This is a genomic window from Actinotalea fermentans (assembly GCF_007991475.1).
In the GTDB taxonomy this organism is placed as follows: Bacteria; Actinomycetota; Actinomycetes; order Actinomycetales; family Cellulomonadaceae; genus Actinotalea; species Actinotalea fermentans.
In genome coordinates this window covers 723,301-744,400 of sequence record NZ_BJYK01000001.1, presented here as the reverse complement: position 1 = coordinate 744,400, position 21,100 = coordinate 723,301, and the positions used below count along the sequence as shown (strand labels likewise).

At 72.2% G+C, this 21,100-nt stretch carries 17 protein-coding genes; 9 read left to right on the top strand and 8 right to left on the bottom strand.

Annotation, left to right across the window (positions count from 1 at the left end):
- Positions 1-26: 26 nt before the first annotated feature.
- The 4 genes from AFE02nite_RS03485 (at position 27) to AFE02nite_RS03470 (ending at position 2,051) form a co-directional block, all read left to right on the top strand.
- Positions 27-461 (top strand): fluoride efflux transporter FluC, encoded by a 435-nt coding sequence (locus tag AFE02nite_RS03485; protein ID WP_034243070.1) that lies wholly within the window; start codon positions 27-29, stop codon positions 459-461.
- Positions 458-847: a fluoride efflux transporter CrcB gene (gene crcB / locus AFE02nite_RS03480; RefSeq protein WP_052113340.1), complete on the top strand. Its 390-nt coding sequence runs from the start codon at positions 458-460 to the stop codon at positions 845-847. The genes AFE02nite_RS03485 and crcB overlap by 4 nt, the downstream gene beginning before the upstream one ends.
- A gap of 49 nt (positions 848-896) precedes the next feature.
- Entirely contained in the window at positions 897-1,460 is a 564-nt protein-coding gene (locus AFE02nite_RS03475) for a universal stress protein (protein ID WP_034243072.1), read from the top strand.
- A 135-nt stretch (positions 1,461-1,595) separates the two neighbouring features.
- On the top strand, positions 1,596-2,051 hold the full coding sequence (locus AFE02nite_RS03470; RefSeq protein WP_034243074.1) for an iron chaperone: 456 nt from the start codon (positions 1,596-1,598) through the stop codon (positions 2,049-2,051).
- A 51-nt stretch (positions 2,052-2,102) separates the two neighbouring features.
- Here the strand turns inward: AFE02nite_RS03470 and AFE02nite_RS03465 are convergent, their stop codons facing one another.
- Genes AFE02nite_RS03465 through AFE02nite_RS03440 form a run of 6 tightly spaced genes read right to left on the bottom strand, consistent with a single transcriptional unit; the run spans position 2,103 to position 7,222 of the window.
- A complete protein-coding gene (locus AFE02nite_RS03465) occupies positions 2,103-3,101 on the bottom strand; it encodes an ABC transporter substrate-binding protein (RefSeq protein ID WP_034243076.1) in 999 nt (332 codons plus the stop codon).
- Entirely contained in the window at positions 3,098-3,802 is a 705-nt protein-coding gene (locus AFE02nite_RS03460) for an ABC transporter ATP-binding protein (RefSeq protein ID WP_034243077.1), read from the bottom strand. The genes AFE02nite_RS03465 and AFE02nite_RS03460 overlap by 4 nt, the downstream gene beginning before the upstream one ends.
- The gene (locus AFE02nite_RS03455) at positions 3,786-4,709 is read right to left on the bottom strand and encodes an ABC transporter permease (protein ID WP_146819080.1); all 924 of its coding nucleotides are present in this window, start codon (positions 4,707-4,709) and stop codon (positions 3,786-3,788) included. Before AFE02nite_RS03455 ends, AFE02nite_RS03460 begins: the two co-directional genes overlap by 17 nt.
- Entirely contained in the window at positions 4,706-5,890 is a 1,185-nt protein-coding gene (gene hydF / locus AFE02nite_RS03450; protein ID WP_261765501.1) for a [FeFe] hydrogenase H-cluster maturation GTPase HydF, read from the bottom strand. The genes AFE02nite_RS03455 and hydF overlap by 4 nt, the downstream gene beginning before the upstream one ends.
- 5 nt (positions 5,891-5,895) lie before the next feature.
- Complete coding sequence (hydE, locus tag AFE02nite_RS03445; protein WP_222594317.1) at positions 5,896-6,981, bottom strand: [FeFe] hydrogenase H-cluster radical SAM maturase HydE; 1,086 nt, start codon at positions 6,979-6,981, stop codon at positions 5,896-5,898.
- Positions 6,959-7,222: a TM1266 family iron-only hydrogenase system putative regulator gene (locus tag AFE02nite_RS03440; RefSeq protein WP_222594316.1), complete on the bottom strand. Its 264-nt coding sequence runs from the start codon at positions 7,220-7,222 to the stop codon at positions 6,959-6,961. The genes hydE and AFE02nite_RS03440 overlap by 23 nt, the downstream gene beginning before the upstream one ends.
- Positions 7,223-7,382: 160 nt before the next feature.
- On the opposite strand from AFE02nite_RS03440, the gene AFE02nite_RS03435 reads away from it, so the two are divergent.
- From AFE02nite_RS03435 to AFE02nite_RS03425, 3 genes are all read left to right on the top strand, one after another.
- Complete coding sequence (locus tag AFE02nite_RS03435; protein ID WP_034243081.1) at positions 7,383-8,084, top strand: TetR/AcrR family transcriptional regulator; 702 nt, start codon at positions 7,383-7,385, stop codon at positions 8,082-8,084.
- A gap of 66 nt (positions 8,085-8,150) precedes the next feature.
- A complete protein-coding gene (locus AFE02nite_RS03430; RefSeq protein WP_034243083.1) occupies positions 8,151-9,074 on the top strand; it encodes an ABC transporter ATP-binding protein in 924 nt (307 codons plus the stop codon).
- A complete protein-coding gene (locus AFE02nite_RS03425; protein WP_034243085.1) occupies positions 9,071-10,723 on the top strand; it encodes an ABC transporter permease in 1,653 nt (550 codons plus the stop codon). Before AFE02nite_RS03430 ends, AFE02nite_RS03425 begins: the two co-directional genes overlap by 4 nt.
- Positions 10,724-10,795: 72 nt before the next feature.
- On the opposite strand, the gene AFE02nite_RS03420 is transcribed toward AFE02nite_RS03425, so the two are convergent.
- Together AFE02nite_RS03420 and AFE02nite_RS03415 are read right to left on the bottom strand one after the other, a co-directional pair.
- Positions 10,796-11,875: a TerC/Alx family metal homeostasis membrane protein gene (locus AFE02nite_RS03420; RefSeq protein WP_261765411.1), complete on the bottom strand. Its 1,080-nt coding sequence runs from the start codon at positions 11,873-11,875 to the stop codon at positions 10,796-10,798.
- 236 nt (positions 11,876-12,111) lie between these two features.
- Positions 12,112-12,765: an alpha/beta hydrolase family protein gene (locus AFE02nite_RS03415; protein WP_052113350.1), complete on the bottom strand. Its 654-nt coding sequence runs from the start codon at positions 12,763-12,765 to the stop codon at positions 12,112-12,114.
- Positions 12,766-13,136: 371 nt separating this feature from the next.
- Here AFE02nite_RS03415 and AFE02nite_RS03410 point away from each other — a divergent pair, with 371 nt between their 5' ends.
- Both AFE02nite_RS03410 and AFE02nite_RS03405 read left to right on the top strand, forming a co-directional pair.
- Entirely contained in the window at positions 13,137-18,122 is a 4,986-nt protein-coding gene (locus tag AFE02nite_RS03410; protein WP_034243086.1) for a 2-oxoacid:acceptor oxidoreductase family protein, read from the top strand.
- Entirely contained in the window at positions 18,119-20,971 is a 2,853-nt protein-coding gene (locus tag AFE02nite_RS03405; RefSeq protein ID WP_052113341.1) for a sulfide/dihydroorotate dehydrogenase-like FAD/NAD-binding protein, read from the top strand. The genes AFE02nite_RS03410 and AFE02nite_RS03405 overlap by 4 nt, the downstream gene beginning before the upstream one ends.
- Positions 20,972-21,100 lie beyond the last annotated feature (129 nt).

Genomic DNA, 21,100 nt, shown 5'->3' with positions numbered 1-21,100 from the left:
CGGGCCCGAGGGCTCTGGCTGGTTGGATGGTCCCCGTGAGTCGGCCGGCGTACCTGCGCCCGGGCCTCGTCGCCCTGGTCGCCCTCGGAGGCGCCGTGGGGACGACAGCCCGGTACCTGCTCGCCTCCGCGGTGCCGGGGGCCGGGTGGCCCGTGGCGACGTTCGGCGCGAACGTCGTCGGCGCGTTCCTGCTGGGCGTGCTCCTCGAGGCGCTCGTGCGTCGCGGGCCGGAGACGCCCCGCGGACGTGCCGTGCGGCTGACGCTCGGCACGGGGCTCCTCGGCGGGTTCACGACGTTCAGCAGTCTCGCCATCGAGGTCGAGCGATTCTGGGCGCGCGGGGACGTGGGCCCCGGCGCGGCGTACGGGCTCGGGAGCGTGGCACTCGGCTTCGTGGCGGCGCTGGCGGGGGTCGTCGTGGCCGGACGACGCGCGGCGCGACGCACGGACGGTGCCTCATGAGCGGCGTGACCGTGCCGCTCGTCCTGGCCGTCGCCCTCGCCGGTGGCCTCGGCGCGGCCGCCCGCTTCGTCGTCGACGGGGCCGTGCGGGCGCGGACGGCTCAGGCGCTGCCCGTGGCGACGATGCTCGTCAACGTCACCGGCTCGCTGGTGATCGGCCTGCTCAACGGTGCCGCGCAGTGGCACGGGCTCGGTCCTACCTGGCTGGTCGTCGCGGCCACGGGCTTCTGCGGCGGGTACACGACGTTCTCCACCGCGATGATCGAGACGGTGCGGCTCGCGCAGTCCGACGAGTGGCGCTGGGCCGTCGCGAACGCCCTCGGCACGCTGGCGCTGTGCGTGGCGGCCGCCGCGGCCGGTGTCGGGATGATGTGGGCGGTGCGGTGAGGACGCCGCCGGCGGGCGCGGACTAGCCTCGAACCGGAGGTGACGCGCCGTGCCCGAACGCCGCTCGACCCACACCGTCCCCCAACCCGCCGTCGACCGGATGGTGCCGCTGGCCGGCCACCCCGTCGTCGTGGGCGTGACGCCGTCCCAGCCGGAGCTGGTGGTCCGGACGGCGGTCCTCTGGGCGACCGCCTGCGGGACCTCCGCGCTCTACTGCGCGTACGCGGACCCCTCCCGCTTCGCGCGCGAGGAGCGCCCCGACGGCACCGTGGTGCACGACGCCGTCGATCCCGACGGCGCTGACGACGCCTGGCAGGAGCGCGAGCACCTCCTGCGCGAGCACCTTGCGGCGGTGCTCGACCCGGCCGGGGTCTCGTGGCACTTCCGGTACCTGGCCGGGCGGGCCGACCGAGCGCTCACCCACCTCGCGCGCGCCGTCGACGCAGCCGGCTTCGTCGTCGGGACGCGCGTGCCGGGGACCGGGGCGAGGGTGCGCGAGGTGCTCGAGGGCTCGGTGGCGGTGCGTCTGAGCCACCACCAGCACCGTCCGGTCCTCGTGGTGCCTCTTCAGGTCGTGGACTGGAGCGCCGCGCGGCTCGACCGGGCCGGCTGAGGGCCTCCCGGCGTCCGGCGCCGGTCGGTCAGGATTCGAGAAGCCACCCGCGCGCGTCCTTTCCTAGCCTGGTGAAGCCCCGCCGCGGGGCACCGCCGACGCCGGAGGGCGTGGCGGCGACGACGGGAGGACCTGATGGCGAGGACGACGACGGACCCGGCCGCTGGGGAGCGCGGCGGCGACACGTTCACCGAGGAGGAGCGCGCCGCGATGAAGGAGCGAGCGCGTGAGCTCAAGAAGGCCCGGAGCGGCAACAAGGTGGACGCCGAGCAGGAGGTGCTCGCGAAGATCGCCGAGCTGCCGGAGGCCGATCGCGTGGTCGCCGAGCGGATCCACGCGATCATCCGCGAGGCTGCCCCCGAGCTGGAGCCGCGCACCTGGTACGGCATGCCCGCGTACGGCAAGGCGGGCAAGGCGACGGTCTTCTTCCAGCCGGCGGCCAAGTTCAAGGCGCGCTACTCGACGCTCGGCTTCAACGACGACGCACCGCTCGACGACGGTGCGATGTGGCCCACGGCCTTCGCCCTCACGACGCTCGGACCGGCCGAGGAGGCCAGGATCGTCGAGCTCGTCAGGCGCGCGGCGGGCTGAGAGCGGTGGCCCGGCGGGGCCCCTGCACCCCGCCGGACCACCGGGTCGGTGTCAGTCGAGGTCGAGGACCAGGCTCGGGACGTCGACCGGCTCCGCGATCATCTGGTTCGCGAGCATGAAGTCCTGGGTCGCCTCCATCGCCGCGAGGTCGGCGTCGGTCACCGCCCAGTCGAAGTCGTACATCGGGTACATCTCGCGGACCGCCTCGAGGGGGAGCCCGGTCTCGGCGGCGGTCATCTCGAGGACCTCGTCGGGGTTCTCGTCCATGTAGGCCAGCACGGCGCGGTGCGCCTCGACGAACGTCCGGACGACGTCCGGGTGCTCGTCGGCGAACGTCCGGCTGGTCGCGACGACGATCGTCGCGCCGACGAGCCCGGTGCCGTCGGTCACCGTGCGGTAGCCGTCCGCGAGCATGGTGGCGGCGGCCGGCCCCGCGAGGAGCGCGACGTCGACGCTGCCGCCGGCGAGCGCGGCCTGCGCGTCCGGGATCTTCATGTCGACGAGGTTCACGTCATCGGCCGTCAGCCCGCCGCTCGCGAGGTAGGCGAGCAGCAGCTCGTGCAGGATCGTGCCCTTGGGGCCGGCGATGGTGCGCCCCGCGAGCTCGGCCGGCGTCGTCGGGCCGTCGGGGCCGCTCACCAGCATGAAGGCCTCGGGAGAGCGGCTGTAGGTGTCGACGATCGCGATGTCCGCGCCGTTCGCCGCCGCCATGATCACCGAGGTCGCGCCCACGGCGAAGAGGAACTGGATGTCGCCGGAGGCCAGGGCCGCCGTCTGCTCCGGCCCGGTCGTCAGCTCGGAGTAGGTCACCTCGACACCGTCGCCGAACGCGTCGGAGAAGGCCCCGATCTGCCGCTCGACGATCGACGGGACGTTCAGCGGCGAGGTGACGTAGGTGACGGCGACCTCGTCGACGCTGGGCTCCGCCGGGGCGGCGACGGTGGTCGACGGATCGGGGGTGGCCGCCCCCTCGGCGTCGGCGGTGCAGCCGGTCAGGGCGGCGGCGGCGAGCGCGAGGACGGCGACGAGCGCCGGGGTCCTTCTGGTCATGGTTCTTCCCTCTGGGTCGTCGTGCGGATGACTCGGGCGAGCGCGTCGTCGGGCTCGCGGGTGCGCCGGCCGGACGACCGGGTCACGGTGTGGTCGGCGGCGATCCGGCCGCCGCGCAGGACGACGATGCGGTCGCCCAGGTAGAGGGCCTCGTCGAGGCTGTGCGTCACGAAGAGGACGTTCATGCCGGTGGTCCGCTGCACCTCGAGCAGGTGGTCCTGCATCCCCTCGCGGGTCTGCTCGTCGAGCGCGGCGAAGGGCTCGTCCATGAGGATCAGGGACGGTCCGTTGGCCAGCGCGCGCGCCAGCGCCACGCGGTGCTGCATCCCGCCGGAGAGCTGGTGGGGGAGGGCGTCCTCGAAGCCGGCGAGCCCGGTGAGGGCGAGCAGGGCGGTCGTGTCGCACCGACCCCGGCGCTGACCGAGGGCCACGTTCTGCGCGGCCGTGAGCCAGGGCATGAGCCGCGGCTCCTGGAAGACCATCCCGATGCGCCCGGTCCCGCGGACGCGGACGACGCCGGCATCGGCCCGCTCCATGCCCGCGACCAGGCGCAGCAGGGTCGTCTTGCCGCAGCCGCTCGGCCCGACGACGACGGTGATGCCGTCGCGCTGGACGAGGTCGAGCCCGACGAGGACGGGAACGGTCCGGTCGTTCAGCCGGTAGCTCTTGTGCAGCCCGGAGATCTCAGCGCCAGCTGTCATCGATCCCCCAGCGCAGGTACCTGCGGACGAGGCGGGCGAAGAGCCGGTCGGTGGCCAGCCCGACGGCCCCGATCGCGATGACGCCGACGATGACCTTGTCGGACCGCGCCATGTTGCCCGCGTCGACGATGAGCGCACCGAGTCCGGCCGCCGCCGCGAACATCTCGGCACCCACGAGGGCGCGCCAGGCGTAGCCGAGGCTGACGCGCATGCCCACGAGGACGTCGGGGAGCGCGTGCGGCAGTCGGATGAGCACGAACGTGCGCGCCGGCGACAGGTGCAGCGACGTGCCGACGTCGAGCAGGTCCTGGCCGCAGGACCGCAGCCCCTTCGTGATGCCCATGGACATCGGGAAGACGGCCGTCAGGACGATGACCACGAGCTTCGGGGTCTCGCCGATGCCGAACCAGAGGATCAGCAGCGGGATGAGCGCCAGGGGTGGGACGTTCTTGAGGAAGTCCAGAGCCGGACTGAGGTAGGCGTGCACGCGGGGGGCGACCACCGCGAGCACGCCCACGCCGAAGGCGAGCGCGAACGCGAGCGCGAACCCGGCGCCCACCCGGCCGAGGCTGGTCACCACGTGGCGCGCCAGCTCGCCCGACGTCGTCATGGCGACGGCGGCCTCCCAGACCCGGTCCGGCGGCGGCAGCACGTAGGCGCTCTTGAGGCGCAGCGCGCACACGAGCCACCACGCCCCGACGACGACGCCGGTCACCACCAGGCCGTGGCGGTTGCGGCGCACGACGCCCCTGACGGTCCGAGCCAGCCGCCGGCTCACCCGCAGGCCGCGGCCGGGGCGGCGCGCGGATCCCGCGACCCCCGGCGTCCCGACATCGGACGCAGGCCCGCGCGGGGCGTCCGGCGACGGGCGCGTCCCGGTGCTCGGCTGCTCGGCGACCTGGGTCATCGCGGTGCGAGCGTGATCTGGTCGAGGATCCCCGACAGGTGGGCGATGGTGATGCCGTAGTTCGAGATCGGGACGCCGTGCGCGCGGGCCTCGTCGATGCGGGAGAGCACGTGGCGGCGGTTGAACATGCAGCCGCCGCAGTGGATCACGAGGTCGTAGCTGTCCAGGTCCTCCAGGAGACCGGGGCCGCTGAGCATGTCGACCTGCAGCGTCTCGCCGAACCGCCGGCGCAGGAGGGCCGGGATCTTGACCCGGCCGATGTCCTCCTCGAGCGGCGCGTGGGTGCAGGACTCGGCGATGAGCACCCGCGACGTCGCGGTGAGCGCGTCGATGCCACGGGCCCCCGCCACGAAGGCGTCGATGTCGCCCTTGTAGCTGGCGAAGAGGACGGAGAAGGAGGTGAGCAGGCTCTCCGGGGGCTTGGCGGCGTGCACCACGGGGAACACCTGGGAGTCGGTGATGATGAGCTTCGGCGGTCGGGAGAGCGCCGCCAGGGTCTCGGCGAGCCTGTCGGTCGTGCAGCTCATCACCAGGCACTTCTTGTCGAGCAGGTCGCGCAGGGTCTGGACCTGCGGCAGGATCAGGCGGCCCTTGGGTGCCTGGATGTCCTGGGGCATGACGAGCAGCACGAGGTCACCCGGCTCCGCGAGGGCGCCGGTGATGCTGACGGGCTCGTCGTCGGGCAGCTCGGCGAGGATCGCGTCGCGGATCGCGGCGACGTTCTGCCCCGTCCGGGCGCTCACGACGACGGCGTCCAGGCGCAGGCGCGCCTTCACCGCGGCCCGGACGGCCTCGGCGTCGGCGAGCTCGTCCGCCTTGTTCACGACGGCGACGACGGGGACGCCGCGACGGCCGAGGTCGGCGACCCACTCGGCCTCGACGTCGGGCTCACCGGTGAACACGACCAGGGCGACGTCCGTCTTCTGCGCGGCCTCGCGCGTCTTGTCGACGCGCAAGCGGCCGAGGTGGCCGACGTCGTCGAGCCCGGCGGTGTCGATGAAGACGACGGGACCCACGGGGTGGAGCTCCATCGCCTTGTACACCGGGTCGGTCGTCGTGCCGGGGACGTCGGAGACGACCGCGATGGACTGGCCGGTGATGGCGTTCACCAGGGAGGACTTGCCGACGTTGCGCTTGCCGTAGACGCCGATGTGCAGGCGGTTGGCGCGCGGGGTGTCCATGAGGCTCACCGGGCCACCTCCGGGTGGTCGCCGCGGTCGACGACGATCTCGTAGCCGAGGGCGCCGAGCGACGCGCGCGCCGCCTGGGTCATCTCGGCGATGTCCCCGCTCACGGGCTTGTTGTCGTACAGCAGGTACTTCGGGCGCAGGTCGGTGGGGCTCAGGTTGAGCATGATCACGTTCGCGCCGGCCAGGATGCCCGCCTCGCGGCCCCCGCTCCGTGCGGTGCCGAGCGCCGTCGTCGAGGGCAGGAGGACCGTGGGGAGCATCAGGCGGACGAGGCTGAGCAGGAAGAGCGTCAGGTCGACGTCCCCGGCCTGCTCGTCCCGGAACGGGGTGCTGTGCTGCGGCAGGAACGGCCCCATGCCGACCATGTGTGGCCGGAGCTCGGCGAGGAACGCGAGGTCGCGGGCCAGGTCGCCGACCGTCTGGAACGGTGAGCCGACCATGAAGCCTGCCCCGGTCTGGAACCCGATGTCCTTGAGGGTGCGCAGGCACTCCATCCGCGTCGCGAGGGTCTGACCGGCGGGGTGCAGCCGCGCGTAGTGGTCCGCCGTGGCCGTCTCGTGCCGGAGCAGGAACCGGTTGGCCCCGGCGTCGAAGAAGGCCTGGTAGGCGCTGCGTCCCCGTTCGCCGACCGAGAGCGTGATCGCGCAGTCGGGGTACGTGGCGCGGATCCGACCGATGATGTCGACGAGGACCTCGGTCGTGTAGCGGGAGTCCTCGCCGCTCTGCAGGACGAACGTGCGGTACCCCAGGGCGTGCCCGGCGGCGCAGCAGGCGAGGATCTGCTCCGCGTCGAGCCGGTAGCGCTCGGTCTCGCGGTTGCTCTTGCGGATGCCGCAGTAGAAGCAGTCCTGGCGGCAGTGGTTCGAGAACTCGATGAGGCCGCGCACGAAGACCCGGTTGCCGAAGTTCTCGTGCGCGACGGCGACGGCGGCCTCGCGTGCGTACGCGCGGTCGGCGTCGGTCGCGGTCCGGATGAGCGTCTCGAGGTCGTCGACGGGCAGGCGGCCCTCGGCCGAGAGGCGATCGATCAGCGCGCGGGCCGCGCCGGTGCGGCGTCGGTCAGTCGTCAGGGGGAGTGGCAAGAGGGGCTCCTGGCGCGGTCCGGGACATGAGAGACCGCACCTGAACCCCGGGGAGCTTGCCCAGCTTGCCCGTGAGCGCGGAGACGCGCTCGACGGAGGTGTCGACGACGACGGTGATGACGTTCACACCCCGTGCGGGGTGGGGGAGTCCGAGGCGCCCGATGATCTCGTCGCCGAACTGCGTGAGCAGGTCATTGACGTCATCGACGGGGGCGACCGACCGCTCCACGATGATCGACACCACACCAAGTCTCTTCTCCACCGGACACTCCCGTGAATCAGATGTGGTCTGGATTGACGTGTCCGATGCTCCCAGCGCGATCCGGGCCGTTCCCCGGACATTTGTCCCCGGTAGCGGGGCGACTTGTGATCACGCTAGTTGCGTGTATAGCCTGCTGGTCATGCGTATAGCCGCGTCGAGCGAGCGCTCGATGGCCGACCTCACCGCCCGTGCGCGCATCCGCGACGCCGCGATCGCCTGCTTCGCCGAGGCCGGGTTCGACACGCCGTTCCGGACCATCGCGGCGCGGGCCGACGTCTCGCCGGGCCTGATCACGCATCACTTCGGCTCGAAGGCTGCGCTGCGCGCCGAGTGCGACGCCGAGGTCTTCCGGCGGTACCACGCGCTGAAGTCCGACACGCTCGACGACCCGAGCGCCAACCTGCTCGAGCGGCTCGCGCGGCCCGGTGACGCCGCCCTGGTGACCGTCTACATGCTGCGAGCCCTCCACGCCGGCGGGACCGCCGCCCGCGACTTCTTCGAGAGCCTCGTCGAGCACGTGCGCCAGGTCACGGCGGAGAGCGTCGCGGCCGGACTGGTGCGTCCCTCGCGGGACGAGGACGCGCGAGCCCGCTACCTGACGGCGCACTCCATGGGCGCGATGCTCGTGCAGTACCTGCTCGATCCAGGGCGGTCGCCGGACGACTTCGTCGCCTCGGTCCTGACGCAGGAGCGGGGACAGGCCCTGCCGATCCTCGAGCTGTACACGGAGGGCCTCTTCACCAACCGACGGATGCTCGACGAGTACCTGATGTACGTGGGGGACCCGCCGGTCGGGGCAGTGGTGCCGGCCGACGCCGGCGCCACTGCCCCGACCGCCTGAGCACCCGCTCCGCGCGGTCCGCGACCCACACCCGTGCTCGATCCCACCACCTTCAAAGGAACCGCCATGCCTGCATCCGAGATGGCCGTCGAGGTCTCCGGCCTGACCAAGAGCTTCGGCACCGTCCACGCCCTGCGGGGCCTCGACCTCACGGTCCCCACCGGCGAGGTCACGGGCTTCCTCGGCCCGAACGGCTCCGGGAAGTCCACGACCATCCGCATCCTGCTGGGACTCCTGCGTGCCGACGGCGGCCGGGCGACCGTCCTCGGCGGCGACCCGTGGGTCGACGCCGTACGCCTGCACCGGTCGATCGCGTACGTCCCCGGCGACGTGACGCTGTGGCCCAACCTCACCGGCGGCGAGGCGATCGACATCCTCGCCCGCCTGTCGGGGCCGCTGGACCCGGCCCGCAAGGCGGCGATGCTCGAACGCTTCGAGCTCGACCCGACCAAGAAGGCCCGCACCTACTCCAAGGGCAACCGGCAGAAGGTCGCGCTGGTCGCCGCCCTGGCCTCCGACGCCGAGCTGCTCCTGCTCGACGAGCCGACGTCCGGCCTGGACCCGCTCATGGAGGCCGCCTTCACCGAGTCGATCCGCGAGGTCAAGGCCGCCGGACGCTCGGTCCTGCTGTCGAGCCACATCTTCGCCGAGGTGGAGAAGCTGGCCGACCGGGTCACGATCATCCGGGAGGGGGTGACCGTCGAGTCGGGCACCATCACCGAGCTTCGGCACCTCACCCGCTCGCAGCTGACGGTCGTGCTGCCGCGGGGAGCGGACGGTCTGGCCCGCGTGCCAGGCGTCCACGACCTCCAGTCGGCCGACGGCCACGTCACCTTCGCCGTGGACGACGCCGCCCTGCCGGGCGTCCTGGCCGAGGTCGCCCGTCTCGAGCCGATCTCGATCGTGGCCAACCCGCCGTCGCTCGAGGAGCTCTTCCTGCGTCACTACGGCGACGAGCTCGCCGCCCTCACGAACGGGGGCCAGAAGTGACCGCCACCCTGACCGCACCCACGGCCGCCCCGGTGCGCGCGGGCGCACCCGCGGACGCGCTGGCCGGCATCGGGACGATGGTGCGCCTCGTGGTCCGACGCAACCGCGTCCGCCTCGGCGTGTGGGTGGTCGTCCTGGTCGGCATGCTCGCCTACGTCGCGTCCTACTACCAGGAGATCTTCCCGACCCAGGCGTCGCTGGACGACTTCGCGGCGCTCTCGGACACCCCGGGCATCCGGGCGCTGACGGGCCTGTCCCCGGCTGCCGACACGCTCGGCGGGGCGGTGTGGACGAAGTCCTGGATGACGATCGCGCTGTCCCTCGCCATCGGCGTCGCGTTCCTCGTGGTCCGCAACGGACGGGCGGACGAGGAGGCCGGTCGCACGGAGCTGCTGCGTTCCCGGATGCTCGGGGTGCACGCGTACGGCGTCGCGTCGTGGCTGGTCAACGGCGCGCTGTGCGTCGTCGTGGGGCTCGGGGTCGCCTTCGTGTCGGCGTCCGGCGGGCTCGACCCCGACGGGGCGGGCGTGGCCGGGTCGCTCGTGCTGGGCGCGTCGGTGACCGGCGTGGGGCTGGTGGGTCTCGGCATCGGCGCCGTCGCGGGGCAGGTGACGACGACCTCGCGTGGGGCGAACGCGCTGGCGTCCGGCGTCATCGTCGGCTGCTACGTGCTGCGCATGATCGGCGACCTCGGTGACGGGACGCTGACGTGGGCCTCACCCATCGGCTGGGGCCAGGAGATGCAGCCGTTCGGGGCCAACCGGGTCTGGCCGCTCGCCCTCCTCGTGCTGCTGGCCGCCGGGCTGCTGGGCGTCGCCGCGGCGCTCGAGGCGCGCCGCGACCTCGGTGCCGGACTCGTGCCCGAGCGCGCAGGCAGGCCCGGCGCGCCGGAGCGGTACACCGCACCGCTGGGCCTCGGCCTGCGGCTGCAGCGCGGTCCCGTCATCGGCTGGTCGGTGACCGTCGTCCTGTGCGGGCTGCTCTTCGGCTCGATCATCGAGGCGATGAACGAGCTCATCGCGGACGCGGAGGCCGGCCCCGCGCAGGACTTCCTGCGCGGTTCGGGCGTCGACGCCCTCCTGGCGATGCTCGCCTCGATGATCGGGCTCGTCACGGCCGTGTTCGCCACGCAGTCGGCCGTGTCGCTGCGAGCCGACGAGGCGAGCGGGATCATCGAGCCGCAGCTCGCCGGGGCGCTCTCGCGGCGGCGCTGGGCCTGGCAGCGGCTGGCGATCCCGATCGTCGGCTCGGCCGCGCTGCTCGCGCTGGGGGGCACGATCCTCGGCGCCGTGCACGGTTCGCTCACGGACGACGCGTCGGCCGTCGGCACCCTCGCCGGTGCAGCGTTGGCGTACTGGCCGGCGGTGATGGTGCTGGTCGGCGTGGCGGTGGCGCTGTTCGGTTGGCTGCCGCGCCTGGCCATCCCGCTGACCTGGGGATTCATGGCGGCGATGTGGTTCGCCACGATGCTCGGGGAGGTCTTCGGGCTGCCCCAGTGGCTGCTGGACGGCCTCCCGTTCTCCGCGGTGCCGTACGTGCCCGCCGAGCCGATGGCGTGGACGCCTCTGCTGCTGCTGACGCTCGTCGCGGCCGGTCTCGCCTGGTCGGGCGTCGAGCGGTTCGCCCGCCGGGACGTCCAGCCGGGCTGAGCGCGACGCCGGACTGAAGGCGAGGCAGCGGCCGTCGACCCGGGTCGGCGGCCGCTGCCTCGCGTGGGCCGGTCAGTCGCGGTCGCCCCGGGCCTGGCGGTGCGGATGGGCGCCGGGCTCGGCGACGTGGGCGGAGGCCTCGACGTCGCCGGCCCTCCCGCGGGTGGCGACGAGGCTCGTGGCGGTCACCACGCCGAGGATCACGACGATGACGACCAGCGACCAGAGCGTCGGCACGGTCGGGACGCCGTCCCACACGCCGTGCGCCCAGTGCAGCACGAGCTTCACGCCGATGAAGCCGAGGATCGCGGCGAGGCCGTAGCCGAGGTGCACGAGCTTGCTCAGTGCTCCCTGGAGCACGAAATACAGCGCCCGGAGCCCGAGCAGCGCGAACGCGTTGGTCGCGAAGACGAGGTACGGGTCACCGGTGATGCCGTAGACCGCCGGCACGGAGTCCACTGCGAAGACGACGTCGGTGGCGAAGACCGCCACGACGACGACGGCCAGCGGCGTGAGCATCCGCCGCCCGCCCTCGTGCACGCTGAGCCGCGGGCCGCGGTAATCCTCGGTGACGGGCATGAACCGCCGGATCAGGCGCACCGAGCGCATCTGCGACACGTCGACGTCGTGGCCGGCGTCCGACAGCTGGTCCCGCAGGATCTTGACGGCGGTCGCCAGCAGGATCGCGCCGAAGAGCAGGAACGCCCAGGAGAAGGTCGCGAGCACCGCGGCGCCGAGCGCGATGAACACCCCGCGCAGGACGAGCGCCCCGGCGATGCCGAAGAGCAGGACGCGCTGCTGGAGCGCGGCGGGCACCGCGAACGCGGACAGCAGCAGCATGAAGACGAAGAGGTTGTCCACGGACAGCGACTTCTCGACGAGGTACCCGGTGAGGTACTCGACCCCCGTCTGCGACCCCCACCTGGACCAGATCCAGGCCCCGAAGGCGAGGGGGAGCGCGATGTAGAAGGCGCTCCACCCGACGGCCTCGCGCATCGAGACCTCGTGCGGCTTGCGGGTCACGAGGAAGTCGAGCGCGAGGAGCGCGAGCACCCCGGCGATGGTGACCGCCCAGAGCGCAGGGTCGGCGATGCTCGACAGGGCGGTGTCGGACGCGACGTCGGTCGCGGTGGGCAGGGCGGCAAGGGCCACGGAGTCTCCAGTCGTCGAAGGCGGCTCCGAGGTCTCCTTCACCCGCGGACGCGTGCTGCGGGCCACCGCCCGAGGCGCGGCGCGCCGTACTGACCGGGACGATGCGGGGAAGTACTCCCCTCGTGGGCAGCAGGTTAATTCATCGCGCCCCGTGTGACGACGCGCGTCCGCCCAGGGCGAAAGGCAGGGGGCGCGAGGCAGGGGGCTCGCGGCAGGCGCAGGCGAGGGTGGAGGGTTCAGGCCGTGCGCTCGGCGAGCCAGGCCCGTACCGCGCTCACGACGCCCGGGACGTCCTTCTTCAGCCCGTGGTCGCCCGGCACGACGACGACCCGACGTCCGGGGCCCTCCGGCGGCACGCCGTAGGGGTCGGTGGCGCCCTGGACGACGAGCACCGGCACCGTGACCTGGTCGAGCTCGGGAAGCCGGCTGGGCAGGTCCGGCCGACCAGGTGGCGCGGTGGGGAACGCCAGCGCGAGCACGCCGGCCGCGCCGGTCGCCTCGGCGGTGCGGCAGGCGACCCGGGCGCCGGCCGAGCGCCCGCCCGTGACCAGCGGGACGCCGTCGGGCACGGCGCCGACGTCCCGTGCCCGCAGGGCAGCCAGGACGTCGCACCAGGCCTCGTCGAGCACGCGGGGGCGCGGCGGGACCTTCTTCCCCGCGACACGGTACGGCTGCTCGACCAGGACGACGGACCAGCCGTCGCCCCGGGCGGCGGCCGAGACGGCGAGCAGGTCCGGCGCCTGGACGCCACCGCCGGCGCCGTGGCCCAGGACCAGCACCCCCAGCGGTCGATCGGTCGCGCGCACGTAGGCCCGCGCCAGGCCGTGCCGCGTCGCGATCTCGACGGGGCGAGCGGGCTCCTCGGGGAGGGCCGGGGCGTCATCGGGCATGGTGGCCACGCTAGCGCCGTGGTGCGGGGCCCCGACCACCACCCGGCGAGCCCCCGTGCAAAACCGGCACGGCCCGTGTTAATCGGATCCCGCGCGATGACAGGAGCGACACGCCGGGATCCGCCGGGAGAACGGGCCGCGGGAGCGGGGGTGGGGGACCCGGCCGGGTCCTCGGTCCCAGATCGTCCCATGACGGCGACCTACGCTGAAACGGTCCCCAGTGGACTGTGAGGAACCGCAATGACGCAGCACCTGAACCACAGGTCAGCGGGGTGTTCCGGCGACCAGGTCGGCACCCCGGGGGCGATCCAGCCCACGTCGTCACGGGCCTCGCACACCCTGCGCTCCCTACGAAGGCACGGACGGGCATCGTGACGACACAGCAACCCCAGTACCCCGGCATCCCCGACGTCATCAACGGCAACGGGGCTGTCGCCCACGTGATGCGTCACGTCTGCGGCGGCGTGATCGGCTACCCGATCACTCCCTCGACGGAGATCGCGGAGCTCTTCGAGGCCTCGCGGGCGGAGGGTGGTGCGAACGTCTGGGGCACGCACCCCTTCTTCTTCGAGACCGAGGGTGAGCACTCGGCCCAGTCCGGCGCGCTCGGCGCCGCGCTCACCGGCGGCCAGTACGTCTCCAACGCCTCGTCCAGCCAGGGCATCCTCTACGCCCTCGAGTCCCACTACGTCACGGTGGGCAAGAAGATCGGCGGCTTCGTGCTGCAGGTCGCGGCGCGCGTGGTCTCCAAGCACTCCCTGAACGTCATGGCCGGGCACGACGACGTCTACGCCCTCCTGCCGACCGGCTACACCATCCTCTTCGGGTCCAACCCGCAGGAGGCGGCCGACCTCGCCGCGATCTCCTACCGCGCGTCGGCCCTGTCGCTCATCCCCGTCGCCAACGTGATGGACGGCTTCGCCACCAGCCACGTGATGTGCGAGGCGCAGCTGCCCGAGCCCGCCCTGCTGCGCGAGTACCTCGGCGACCCGTCCGGCCGCATCCCGTGCCCGACGGTCGCGCAGGAGATGCTCTTCGGCGCCAAGGGTCGGGTCTTCCAGCTCGGCGCCTACCTCGACCGGCACGCCGCGGACATCCAGCCCGCCGACCTCGCCGCGCTGCGCGCCCACCTCGAGGCCAACGCCGACACGATCGAGAAGGACAACGCCGGCGACCTCGTCGCCGAGACCCTGGTCTGGATCCCCGAGGACCTCGCGGCCCAGTGGCGCCGGCAGTGGATCGGCGCCTGGGAGAAGGGCACCCGCCAGCTGGTGCCCGCACTCGTCGACCCGCACAACCCCGGCGTCACCGGCCCGGTGCAGAACCAGCCCGACTTCCAGGCCGGCGCCGTCGACCACCGCACGCACTTCGTCAGCGCCGTCCCGGCCCTCGTCCAGCAGTCGATGACGGAGTACGCCGCCCTCACCGGCCGCGAGTACTCGCCGGTCATGTCCTACGACTGCGAGGACGCCGACTACATCATGGTCGGCCTCGGCTCCATCACCGACGACGTCCGCGCCGTGATCCCGTACCTGCGGGCCCAGGGCCTCAAGGTCGGCGTCGTCTCCGTCAAGCAGCTGCAGCCGTTCCCCGAGGCCGAGCTCGTCGCTGCCGTCGCAGGCGCGAAGGCCGTCGCCGTGCTCGAGCGCAGCGACGACACGGCTCTGACCCGCCTCGTCACCCAGGCGCTCTTCAAGGCGCGCGCCAACGCGGACGCCCCGCAGTTCGAGGGGATCCCGGCGCTGGCCACGCAGCCGCGCCTGAGCACGGCGATCTTCGGCCTCGGCGGCCACGACGTGCAGGCCCGGCACCTGGTGGCGGCCTTCCGCCGGCTCGCGGACGACAAGCAGGCCGGCTCGCTCTTCTACATCGGCTCGCAGTTCTTCAGCACCGACCCGACGCCGGAGATCGCCGAGCGCGAGGCCCGCCTGCGCGAGGCCTACCCGGAGACCGCGGGCATGGCGCTCGTCACCGAGCCGAACCCGAACCTGCTCCCGGCCGGTGCGATGCGGATCCGCTTCCACTCGGTCGGCGGCTACGGCACCGTCGCGACGGGCAAGCTGCTCACCGACATCCTCGCGGGCGTCCTGGGCATGCACTCCAAGTCCGCGCCCAAGTACGGCTCGGAGAAGTCCGGCGCCGCGACGAACTACTACATCACCCTCAGCCCCGAGCCGGTCCTGCAGACCAACGCCGAGCTCGAGGACGTCGAGGTCGTCGTCTCGCCCGACCACAAGGCGTTCATCCACACCAACCCGCTCAAGGGCCTGGTCACGGGCGGCACCTTCATCCTCCAGACCGACCTGTCGGCCGAGGAGGCCTGGCGCCAGCTCCCGTCCTACGCGCGCCGGACCATCCGCGACCGGAAGATCAAGTTCCTCGTCCTGGACGCGTTCGCCGTCGCCAAGAAGCACGCGCCGACGCCGCAGCTCGAGACCCGCATGATGGGCATCGCCTTCATCGGCGCGGTCGCCGGCCACGTCGACCTCGTCACGAGCGGCGCGTCGCGCGAGGCGCTGCAGGAGAAGGTCCGCGCCCAGATCAGCAAGAAGTTCGGCTCGAAGGGCGAGGCCGTCGTCGAGGCCAACATGGCCGTCATCCGCGACGGCATCGAGGCGACGCACGCGGTCGACTACGACGCGCCTGAGTTCCTCGCGATCGACGCCGAGCCGAACGGGAAGGTCGCCCGGAGCGCGGCCATCTCGGCCTCGATGTGCAACGTCGACACGACCGCCACCAGCGGGCTGTTCGACCCGGCGTACTACGAGGACCTCATCGCGCGGCCGTTCCGCGAGGGCACGATCGCCGAGTCCCCGGTCTACCCCGGCACCGGCCTGTTCATGCCGGTCGGCACGGGCGCCGCCAAGGACAAGGGCATCTTCCGTCGGCAGGTCCCGGTCTTCGACCCGACCGCCTGCACCGGCTGCCTCGAGTGCGGCATCGTCTGCCCGGACGTCGCCATCCCGAACACGGTGCACGAGATCCACGACCTGCTGCTCACCGGCATCGCGGAGATCGACGCCACCGACGCCCAGCGCGACGCACTGCGGGCCCAGGTCTACCCGTGGGCGGAGCGGATCCGCGCGATCTACCGCAACGACAAGTCCGACCGCGCGTTCGCGGACGTCGTCGCCGAGGCGGCCACGGTCCTCGACCCCGACCAGCGGACGCTGGCGCGCAACGTCGAGAAGGTCGTCACGGCGCTGGCGGCCTTCCCGGTCGCCCGCACCCGGCCGTACTTCGACGCGATGGAGAACGAGACGCCCGGCACGGGTGGCCTGTTCTCGGCGACGGTCGACCCGTGGAAGTGCACGGGCTGCCTCCAGTGCGTCGACGTCTGCGGCCCGGGCGCCCTCTCGGCTGCCGAGCAGGACGGCGATCTGCTGGCGATGCTCGAGGACCGCTTCGAGATCATGACGAAGCTCCCCAACACCCCGCGTCGCTTCGTCGAGGACGCGACCACGGGTGGCGACGTCAAGCGGCTCATGCTCGACCACGCGAACTACTACGCCACCACCGGTGGCCACGGCGCCTGCCGCGGCTGCGGTGAGGTCACCGCGATCCGCCTGGTCACCTCGACGAGCCGCGCGCTGGCCGCCGAGCGGCGCCGCGACCACATGCGCGAGCTCGACGACATGCTCGCGAAGCTCGCGGCGAAGCTCGAGACGGTCGACGACGCCGAGCGCCGGGCGCGCATCCAGTCGGCGGTCGCCGACCTGGAGCAGGCGCTCTACCTGTACGAGGGCGGCCCGACCGGCAACGGCCCCGCGCCGACGGTCATCGCGAACTCGACCGGCTGCTCGAGCGTCTACGCCTCGACGGTCCCGTTCACGCCGTACCTCGACCCGTGGGTCAACAGCCTGTTCCAGGACGCGCAGCCGCTCGCCAAGGGCCTCTTCGAGGGCATCTCGGCGAAGATCGCCCGCGAGGTCCGCGCGATGCGCACCGCCGAGCTCGAGCTCGCCGACGCGTACGACGCCGCCACGCACGACAAGGCGCTGCGGATGCTCGACTGGCGCGGGTTCTCGCAGGAGGAGCTCTCGCTCCTGCCGGCGTTCCTCACGATCGGTGGCGACGGCGCGAGCTACGACATCGGCTTCGGTGCGATGTCGCGCATCCTCGCCAGCGGCACCCCGGTGAAGATGCTCGTGCTCAACACGGGCGCCTACTCCAACACGGGTGGCCAGGCGTCGACCGCGAGCTTCGTCGGCCAGGACGCCGACCTCGCCCGCTACGGCCGTGCGCACGACGGCAAGCAGGAGGCCCGCAAGGAGCTCGGCCTGCTCGCCGCCTTCCACCCGGGCGTGTACGCGTGCGTCACGGCGACGGCGCTGCACGGGCACTTCCTCAAGAACACGGTCGAGATGCTCGGCTACACCGGCGGCGCGGCGCTCATGGACGTGTACACGCCGTGCGGCACCGAGAACGGCATCCCTGAGGACCTGTCCAACAAGCGCTCGCGCCTCGCGGTGGAGAGCCGGGTCAGCCCGCTCTTCGTGCACGACCCGCGTCAGGGCCGCACGCTCGCCGAGCGGTTCTCGCTCGACGGCAACCCCGACGTCGACAAGCCGTGGACGACGAGCACGCTGGAGTACCTGGACGAGAACGGCCAGGTGCAGCTGCTCACCACGCCGCTGACGCCGGCCGAGTTCGCGATGGGGGAGACGCGCTTCAAGAAGCAGTTCAAGAAGCTCGCCCCGGAGGCGGACGCCGTCCCGATCGCCGAGTACGTCGAGCTCGACGCCGCGGCCCGGGCGGGCAAGGTGCCGTTCGTCTACGCCACGAACGACGCCCGTCGCCTGATCAAGCTGGCGTGCTCGGCGTCGGTGGTGGCCCTGGTCGAGGAGCGTGCCGCCTACTGGCGGATGCTGCAGGCCCTCGCGGGCGTCGACCACGCGAAGCTGTCCGCGGCCCACAAGGCCGAGGTGGCTGAGCTCAAGGCGCGCTACGAGGAGGCCGCTGCGGCCAGGGAGACGTCGCTCGACGACATCGCCCGCGCCATGGCGGACCTCGCGGCCTCCAGCAAGGCCCCCGCTGCGGCGGGCGGCTTCGGCGGTCTCGGTGGGTTCGGCGGGGCGGCTCCGGCCGCCGCGGCGGCCCCGGCCCCGGCGGCGACGGCGGTCCTCGACCTGCCGATCTCGCTGGACCCGGCCGACGAGCCGCTCTGCAACGACTGCGGTACCTGCTACCAGGACCTGCCGCAGTTCTTCGAGAAGACCACGATCGTCGTCGACGGTCAGGCTCGCGTGGTGGCCCACCAGCTTCCGGGCTCCTTCGACGGCGTGGAGATCACGCCCGAGCTGGCCAAGCGCATCGAGCGGGTCAAGGCCACCTGCGACGCGGAGATCCTCAAGTGAGCACCATCACCCCGCCCCGGACCGAGGGCAGCGCCGGCAACGACGACGTACGCCGCTACGTGGACGCGCAGAGCGCCCTCGACGCGACGATGACCGAGGTTGCCGAGCTCGAGTCCTCCGAGAGCGTGGAGGCCTTCCACACGCAGCTCGACCTGCTCAAGCGGCGGCTCATCGCCGACCCCCGTGCCTTCCGCGAGGTCTTCATCGCGGACGGCATGGCGGCGGTGGCGTGGGAGTTCGCGCAGCCGGACCTGAGCAAGGAGTTCACCGAGCGGCTGTGGGAGCTCATGCTCCGCAACGACGACGTCAGCAAGGCGCTCATGCGGTTCGTCTGGAACCTGCCGCTGGGCAAGAAGCGGACGTTCATCCGCGCGATCGACAAGCACCTGTCCCACCGGTACCCGATGTTCGACGGGTACGCGACGGACTGGCCCGCGCAGAGCTCCATCCCGCCGTACATCCGCGAGCCCGAGGACCGCGCCGCGGACTTCGCGCTCGTCAACCAGGGGTACCTGGGCTACATGAACCTCGGGTTCACGGCGCGGGACATCGACATGTTCGTCTGGCTCGAGGCGCTGCGGGACAAGCAGTGCGCCGAGAAGCCCTGCGAGCTCGGTGAGTTCCTCGCCCACGCGAAGGGACCAAAGGGCGGCTGCCCGGTCAAGATCCACATCCCGCAGGTCTTCGAGCTGGTCGGCCAGGGCCGGTTCGAGGAGGCCCTGGAGCTGCTCGAGTCGTGCAACCCGCTGCCGGACGTCACCGGCCGCGTGTGCCCGCAGGAGCTGCAGTGCCAGGGCGTCTGCCTGCACAAGCACCCGATGTCGATCGGGCAGGTGGAGTGGTTCCTGCCCCAGCGCGAGATGCTCGTGCACCCGGGCAGCAACGCGACCCGCTTCGGCGGCCGCACCGACCCGTGGCAGACGGCTGCCAAGCCGCCGGTCGCCATCGTCGGTTCCGGCCCGTCGGGCCTGATCAACGCGTACCTGCTGGCGGCCGAGGGCTTCCCGGTCACGGTGTTCGAGGCGTTCCACGCCCTCGGCGGCGTGCTCCGCTACGGCATCCCGGAGTTCCGCCTGCCGAACTCGCTGATCGACGACGTCGTGGAGAAGATCGAGCTGCTCGGCGGCAAGTTCGTCCGCAACTTCGTGGTCGGCAAGACGGCGACGCTGCAGGACCTGCGGGACGCGGGCTTCTGGAAGATCTTCGTCGGCACCGGCGCGGGCCTGCCCAGGTTCATGAACGTGCCGGGCGAGCACCTGCTCAACGTCATGTCGGCGAACGAGTTCCTCACGCGCGTCAACCTCATGCAGGGTCTGAGGGAGGACTACGAGACGCCGCTGCCCGAGGTGCGCGGGAAGAACATCATCGTCATCGGCGGTGGCAACACGGCCATGGACGCCTGCCGTACGGCCAAGCGCCTCGGCGGCAACGTGACGATCGTGTACCGGCGCACCCAGAGCGAGATGCCGGCGCGCGTCGAGGAGCTCGAGCACGCGCTCGAGGAGGGCATCGCCCTGAAGGTCCTCGCGTCCCCGTCGGAGTTCCTCGGTGACGACAACGGGTTCGTCAAGGCGGCGACGCTCGACATCATGGAGCTGGGCGAGCCGGACGACTCCGGCCGTCGTCGCCCCGTGAAGACGGGCCGCACCGAGACGATCTACGCCGACCTGGTGATCATGGCGCTCGGCAACGACGCCAACCCGATCATCAAGGACTCCGAGCCCCGGCTCGAGGTCTCCAAGTGGGGCACGATCAACCTCGACCACCAGGGCTCGCAGGAGACCACGCTGCCGGGCATCTACACCGGTGGCGACGCCGCCCGCGGTGGCTCCACGGCGATCATGGCGGCCGGCGACGGCCAGTCCGCGGCGCGGGAGATCCTCGGTTCGATCGACGTGCCCGGCGACGTCATCCCGGCGATGGTGGCCAGCGCCAAGGCCTACACGGAGCTGGGCGCGGCCGAGCCGACGATCGTCGCCAAGGCCCACCTGTCGGACGGCATCGAGGAGATCACCGTCTACTCGCCGGTGATCGCCCGGTCGGCCCAGGCGGGCCAGTTCGTCCGGGTGCTGCCGAGGCCCGACGGCGAGCTCATCCCGCTCACGCTGGCCGACTGGGACGAGAAGGCGGGCACCATCACGCTCGTCATCCAGGGCGTCGGCGTGAGCAGCAACGAGATGAACGCCATGCAGGTGGGCGACGCCTTCACGGGCATCGCCGGCCCGCTCGGCCAGCCGAGCAGGCTCCACCGGTACGAGCCGGGCACCACGGTCGTCTTCACCGCGGGTGGCCTCGGTCTCCCGCCGGTGCACCCGATCATGCGCGAGCACCTGCGGCTCGGGAACCACGTCACGCTCATCTCCGGGTTCCGGAGCGCCAACCTGATGTTCTGGGACGGCGAGGACGAGCGGGTGGGCAAGCTCCAGGCCGAGTTCGGCGACCAGCTCGACGTCGTCTACGCGACCAACGACGGCTCCTTCGGCGTCAAGGGCTTCGTGACGGCGCCGCTGCAGGAGATGCTCGAGGCGAACAAGGCGGGCCAGGGCCGCACGGTGGCCGAGGTCATCGCCATCGGCCCGCCGATGATGATGCGGGCGGTCAGCGACCTGACGCAGCCGTACGGCGTACCGACGGTCGCGAGCCTGAACTCGATCATGGTGGATGCGACGGGCATGTGCGGCGCCTGCATGGTCCCGGTGACCGTGGACGGCAAGCTCGTGCGCAAGCACGCCTGCATCGACGGCCCGGAGATCGACGCCCACGCCATCGACTGGGACAAGTTCCTGCCGCGGTTCAACCTCTTCCGCAAGCAGGAGCTGGAGGCCCGGGCCAAGCACGGCATGGCCTGATCCCACCGATGTCCTGACGGACGCACGACGGCGGCCGGTGTCCCCTCGGGGGCGCCGGCCGCCGTCGCTCCCACGACGAAGGGTCGCCGATGACCGTCGCGCTGCCTGTTCCGTGTCGCGGCTGCTAGC